The sequence below is a fragment of the Acrocarpospora macrocephala genome (assembly GCF_009687865.1).
Taxonomy (GTDB): domain Bacteria; phylum Actinomycetota; class Actinomycetes; order Streptosporangiales; family Streptosporangiaceae; genus Acrocarpospora; species Acrocarpospora macrocephala.
In genome coordinates this window covers 49553-55552 of sequence record NZ_BLAE01000008.1, presented here as the reverse complement: position 1 = coordinate 55552, position 6000 = coordinate 49553, and the positions used below count along the sequence as shown (strand labels likewise).

The following is a 6000-nucleotide window of genomic DNA, read 5'->3' as shown; positions in this document are numbered from 1 at the left end:
GGGCGGGTGGGTGGGGGAACCACCGGGATCAAGCCGCCGCCTTGTTCGGGCGACCACGGGGATGGCGGGGGCGGGCGGAGCCCGAGGGGAAACTAAGGGTTGGGCGGGTGGAGAACCACTTCATCGAATGACATGTCCGGCTCAGGGCCTGCGGTGATTCGGAGGGTGGACACGTGGGGGATTCTGAGTATGGAGGTCGCCAACGGGGGTGAGGGGATGGTCAAATACCAGGCATGACTCGGACCTCTAGTGCCCCGGGACCGTTGGCGTCGGTCGCGTTCCGCGCCGTGCCGTACGTTCCGCTTGGTGCGTTCGCGGTGTTGGGCGCGTTCCTCGCGTACTTCTGGAAGTCGGCGTGCCGGTTCGGAGGGGCGTGGAACACGGGGGTCGAGCAGTACAGCAACTTCTGTTATACCGACATTTATCCGCTCTGGTTCGCCCGCCAGCTGAGCGACGGACGCATCCCGTACATCGACAATCCCGACGTCGAGTATCCCGTCGGCATTGGCGCGATCATGGAGTTCGCCCGCCGCCTGTCCTTCGGCGACGGCGTGACGTTCTACGACATCACGGTCATCCTCATGGGGGCCAGCCTGGTGGTCGGCGTCCTGCTGATGGCCGCCCTGGCCGGTCCCACCCGCCGCTGGGACGCCCTCTGGTACGCGATCGGCCCCGGCGTCGTGCTCTGCGCGTACATCAACTGGGACCTCGCGGCCGGCGCACTCGCGCTCGGCGGCCTGCTCGCCTGGGCCCGAGAGAAGCAGTACCTCGCCGGCATCCTCCTCGCCCTCGCCGTAGCCACCAAGTTCTACCCCTTGATGTTCCTCGGCGCCCTGTTCCTGCTCACCGTCCGCACCGGCAAGTGGCTCGCGTTCGGAAAGACACTCGGCGCCGCCGTCGCCACCTGGCTCCTGGTCAACGTCCCGATCATGCTGATCAGCTTCGCCGGATGGAGCAAGTTCTACGTCTTCAGCAGCGAGCGCGGAGTCGACTGGGGCGGGCTCTGGTTCTTCTTCCAGAAGTACCAGTGGGGCTTCCTGGCCAACGCCGACACGCTGAACGAGATGGCCATGGGCACCCTCGCGATCCTGCTGCTCGGCATCGCCGTCCTCACCGTGTCCGCCCCCCGCCGCCCCAGACTGGCCCAGATCTGCTTCCTGGCCCTGGCCGCCTTCATGGTGACGAACAAGGTCTGGTCACCCCAATACGTCCTCTGGCTGATCCCCCTCGCCGTCCTCGCCCGCCCGAAATGGCCCGCCCTCGCGATCTGGCAACTCACCGAGGTCTGGTACTTCTTCGCGATCTGGCTCTATTTCGTCGGCATGGATCCCGCCCACACCGCCGAAGGCATCAGCGACGGCCCGTACTTCCTGGCGGTCTGGGCCCGCGCCCTAGCCGTGATCGCCCTGATGGCCCTCGTCGTCTGGGACATCCTCCGCCCCGAACACGACCTCGTCCGCCAGAACGACATAGACGACCAATCCGGCGGCGTCTTCAACCACGCCCCCGACCGCTTCGTCCTGTTCCGCCGCCCCCCAGCCCCAGTGAGCTGAATCTTTCACCGGATCTGAAGGGCCGCGTCCTGGTACGGCCCGACGGCCGGACTCGGCGGCTACAGGGAAGGCCGCGCTGTGGGAGCGGATTGCGTCCCGCGAACGGCGCGCCCCACCAAGGAGCAGGTCTGATCGGGGCAGCCCGACGGGCGGACCTGTTGGCTGCAGGGCGAGGTTCCCGTGCATCTGGAAGCTCGCGTTTTGGTACGGCGGCGGCGTTCGGCACGGCGTGCCTCACCAAGGAGCTGGGGGAGTCTGATCGGGGCAGCTCGATAGGCGGACCGGGCGGCTTGTGGGGGGAGGTTCCTGTGCGTCTGGAAGGTCGTTGTTTGGTGCGGCGGCGTCCCGCGAACGGCGCGCCCTCGCCCATGGAGCGGGCCGAGGTCTGACCGGGGCAGCCCAATGGCCGGACTTGGCGGTTGCAGGGCGAGGTTCCCCGCGCGGGCGGGCAGCGCGAACCGGTCGAGGGCGGCCATGGCGGAGCTCGTGATCTAGGCGAAAGGGTGACGCCGAGGTCGGATGCGGCGTGTGTGGAACCGAGGAGGACGGCGATGGCGTCGTTGAGTTGTCGGCGGTGACCATCTTTGTCGCCGGTGCCGGTTTCCTGGAGGAGTCGTTGATGTTTCTTGTCGCTCCCGACCTGAGGTCTGCTCGGACGGATGATCGCCCGCTAACCTGCGTCTGACGGATTGTTCGGGATGACGGTTTTTTCGGGGAAGGTCAGGTAATCGTGCGATATGCACTGCCGGTCTGGGTGATCACCCGAACCGTCCTGTTCCTGGCTGCGACCCAGGTCATCCCGGTCGGCCACGAGGGTTCCTTCGACAACGACGTCCGCTTGTACGGCGACTGGGCGACCATCCTGCTGAGCGGCGAGTTCCCCGCAGGCGATGAAAAATGGCAGTATCCCCCGTTCGCCGCCCTGCCCATGCTGGCCCCCCACCTGCTCCCCTGGAGCTACCAGATCTCGTTCTACGTGATCGCGATCCTCTGCGATCTCGCCATCCTGCTGCTCATCAACCGATTCGCGACCCGCTCCGGCACCGGCCCCGCCGCGATCTGGGCCTGGACGATCGGCGCCGCGATGCTCGGGCCTGTACTCATCTCGCGATACGACCTGATGGTCACCCTTGTCGCGGTCGCCGCGCTCACCGTCTCCCGGGACGCCCTCATCCGCGGCATGCTCATCGGCGTCGGCCTGTCCATCAAGGTGTGGCCGATCGCCCTCCTGGTCGGCCTCCGCCGTTGGCGCGAACTCCTCACCGGCACCGGCGCCGCACTCGGCGCCACGATCGTGGCCTGTGGAGCCGCCGCCCTGGTCATGCCGAACGCGCTCGATTTCCTCACCAACCAGCAGGAACGCGGCCTCCAGGTCGAGTCTCTGGCTGGCACGCCGTTCGTGCTCGGCCGCGTACTCGGCTGGTGGGGCGGTTTCACCAGCTACCAGCACGGCGCGATGGAACTCGTCGGCGACGGCATCGAAACTGCCACCCGGATCAGCGTGATCGCCACCCCCGTGGCGTTACTGCTCCTGTTCGTCTGGTGGCTACGCGCCACCCCCACCGAGACGACCTACTACGACGCCGCCTTCACCACCGTGCTCTTCCTGGTCCTGACCAGCCGCGTCCTGTCCCCCCAGTACCTGATCTGGTTGATCGGCATCGCCGCCGTCGCGTTCGCGGTCCGCGAGTCCAGCCAGCGCCCCGCCGCCTGGCTGCTCCTGACGGCCATGCTGCTGACCGGGATCATGTACCCCTGGGTCGAGCAGGACTACAGCTGGACCGGCGAACTCCCCGGCACCCTGATCCTGGTCACCCGCAACCTGATCCTGCTCGCCGCAGCGATCGTCTCATTCGTAGCCCTCTGGCGAAGCACCCGCCCCGCCCTGGCGAAACCGGAACCTGTACCCGCTATTTAAGCTCGCGAATCCAGAGAGTTTATCCACAGGCTGTGGGAAACCACCGCGACGATATGCACAGGCGAACGGCCTGGGTGTAGTTGAGTGGTCCGGATCACTGAGCACTGCGCGGGCGGCCTGGTCACAGGCGTAATGCGGGCAGCCCGGGCCACGGGGCGGTGTGGATGGTCCGGGCCACGGGCGATGTGCCGGCGGTCCGGGCCACGGGTGTAATGCGGACGATCCCGGTTACGGGCGTGGTGCTTATGGTCTCGGTTACGGGCGTGGTGTGGAAGGTCCGGGTCACGCTTGGTGGTGCAGTCGCTATCCATGTCGAAGGCCGAGGATCGGACGGCTGGTCCGGATCCTCCGATTCACCCGGATCGGCGGATTCCTCCTCGGGCTCCTCGGCCGGTTCGCCAGGATCCTCCAGCTGAACTCGCGAGCGGCTACGAATCACTGCGAACGTTCCTTCCTGGTTCCCGGGGTCCGCCCCCAAAACGACGAACGGCTCGCATCGGTCTCCCGTCCTGCCGGAGACACCCACACGAGCCGCCGACCCCCTCCTCACGGCACCGGACCGGCCAAGGCTCGGCCCTCATCACCCATGTCCGATGCGCGATCCGGGAGTTGCCAAAGCAAATCTCACAGCTCTCGACTTACGTTTGCAACCCGTTCAGACCTATCGAGAACGTCTAACCATGTGTGACAGTCCGACTCCGCAATGAGGTGACCTCGGGCCGCGTGCCCGCGCACTACCCAACCCATGGCTGCTGACCTGCTTGAACATAAGCACTATCAGCGAATGTCATCCAAGCGAGCGCTGGCCACACGACCTCCACCCACAGTTCCCAAGCCCCCAAAGCGACATTCCCTCACAAAGAATTCTTGATTGTGATCACGCCATGTGCGGGACTATTCGATAACCGAAGCCAGCAAAATTGCGTCGAAAGAACGCACCACACCGCCGACTCCCCTCCGCACTCCCTCTCCTCACAACGATCCGCTGGCAGGCACCGATTCGACCCGAGCGGAGGTTCTCCCACTTTGTCGTTTCGTACAGGAACCACAGGATGGCGGGCTCAGGCGGAGCCTGAGGGGAAGCAACGGGCTGAGGGGGTGGGAAACCCAGATCGGCTGCCGCTTCGCTCGGGCGACCACGGCGCTGGCAGGGTCGGGCGGAGCCCAAGGGAATCGAAGGGCTGGGAGGGATGGGGACGAAGCCTCGTCACAAGGCTGGGTGGGCGGTGCGTGCGTTGGGGTTAGAGGTGTTTGCGGAGGAAGGCGATGTCGTCGGCTTGGCCTTCGGAGGGGGTTTCGACCACGATGGGGGCATTGGCGGTGCGGCAGATGGTGAGAATCTGATCGGGGTCTATTTGGCCGGTGCCCAGGTTGGTGTGGCGGTCGGCGCCTGAGTCGAAGCTGTCGCGGGAATCGTTGCAGTGGATCAGGTCGATTCGGCCGGTGATGGCCAGCACGCGGTCGACGATGCCGATGAGGTCCTCGCCGCCGGCGTGGGCGTGACAGGTGTCCAGGCAGAAACCGATCTTGGAAGGGTCTTGGGCGCCCGCGGTCGCCGCGTCCCAGAGGCGGGCGATGGTGTCCAACCGCCGGGTCATGGCGTTCCCACCACCGGCGGTGTTCTCGATCAGCACCGGAATCGGGCAGTCCATCCGCTCGAACACCTTGCGCCAGTTGTCGAACCCGATCTGAGGATCGTCGTCCTTGTTGAGATGCCCGCCATGCACGATGAGCCCCTTGGCCCCCAGCGACGCCGCCGCCTTCAACTGCCCCTCCAGCAGCTTCCGGCTGGGAATCCTGATCCGGTTGTTGGCCGTAGCCACATTGATCAGATACGGCGCATGGATATAGACATCCACCTCGGAATCCCGGATCGCATCCGCGCTGGCCGGCATCACCGGGCCTTTCCACCCCTGCGGATCGCCGAGGAAGAACTGCACCACATCGGCGTCCCGCGCGGCGGCGTGGGCCAGCGGATCATCCTGATCGACGTGAGCTCCGATACGCACCATGAAACCGAGCGTATCCGAGCCCTCCGACAGTCTCCCTGCTTTCCCCATCCAGACCGCCCGGACAAAGGGCGGCGGAACCCTATGCCTCCTTCAAGAGCGTTTCAAGGCTTCTTCGCCGGGCAGTCGCTGGGGCGGCTGACACGCCCTGCCACCCGCGTGTCGCGACAGAAGGAGATCACATGAACCAACGGATCGGGAGAGCCATCGTGCTGATCTACATACTGGTCGGCATATATGTCGCTTGGATCTACGACTACCTCACCCCCAGGCTCCTGCGCGACATCGCAGAGGCCCTGCTCTCGATCTTCCTGTGGTTCCTCGTCCTCCTAGGAGTAAATCTCAACCTCGGAAGATGAAGCCGACCAAGCCAAGCACCACATAACGACCACGCACCCGATGGGCGGGCACCGCAGGCCTCCGCGAGCACCCGCCCATCGCGGTAACCGGACCACCCCAATGGGGGGCGTAAGGGCACGGGTATCGGACATTCCACCAAGTGCCTATGCGCACGGGTGTT

At 65.6% G+C, this 6000-nt stretch carries 4 protein-coding genes; 3 read left to right on the top strand and 1 reads right to left on the bottom strand.

The features are described 5' to 3' along the window. The first annotated feature begins 233 nt into the window (after nt 1-233). Nucleotides 234-1553: a glycosyltransferase family 87 protein gene (locus Amac_RS07240; RefSeq protein WP_155353540.1), complete on the top strand. Its 1320-nt coding sequence runs from the start codon at nt 234-236 to the stop codon at nt 1551-1553. A gap of 730 nt (nt 1554-2283) precedes the next feature. Then, nucleotides 2284-3471, top strand: a complete 1188-nt coding sequence (locus Amac_RS07235) for a glycosyltransferase family 87 protein (protein ID WP_155353539.1) — start codon at nt 2284-2286, stop codon at nt 3469-3471. 1241 nt (nt 3472-4712) lie between these two features. Here the strand turns inward: Amac_RS07235 and Amac_RS07230 are convergent. After that, the gene (locus Amac_RS07230) at nt 4713-5483 is read right to left on the bottom strand and encodes a deoxyribonuclease IV (RefSeq protein ID WP_218040918.1); all 771 of its coding nucleotides are present in this window, start codon (nt 5481-5483) and stop codon (nt 4713-4715) included. A gap of 179 nt (nt 5484-5662) precedes the next feature. Here Amac_RS07230 and Amac_RS53530 point away from each other — a divergent pair, with 179 nt between their 5' ends. Then, entirely contained in the window at nt 5663-5839 is a 177-nt protein-coding gene (locus Amac_RS53530; protein WP_170321454.1) for a hypothetical protein, read from the top strand. The last annotated feature ends 161 nt before the right edge of the window (nt 5840-6000 follow it).

Coding starts and splice junctions, on each gene's coding strand:
- Amac_RS07240 (WP_155353540.1), top strand. CDS start 234: ATGACTCGGACCTCTAGTGCCCCGGGACCGTTGGCGTCGGTCGCGTTC.
- Amac_RS07230 (WP_218040918.1), bottom strand. CDS start 5,483: ATGGTGCGTATCGGAGCTCACGTCGATCAGGATGATCCGCTGGCCCAC.
- Amac_RS53530 (WP_170321454.1), top strand. CDS start 5,663: ATGAACCAACGGATCGGGAGAGCCATCGTGCTGATCTACATACTGGTC.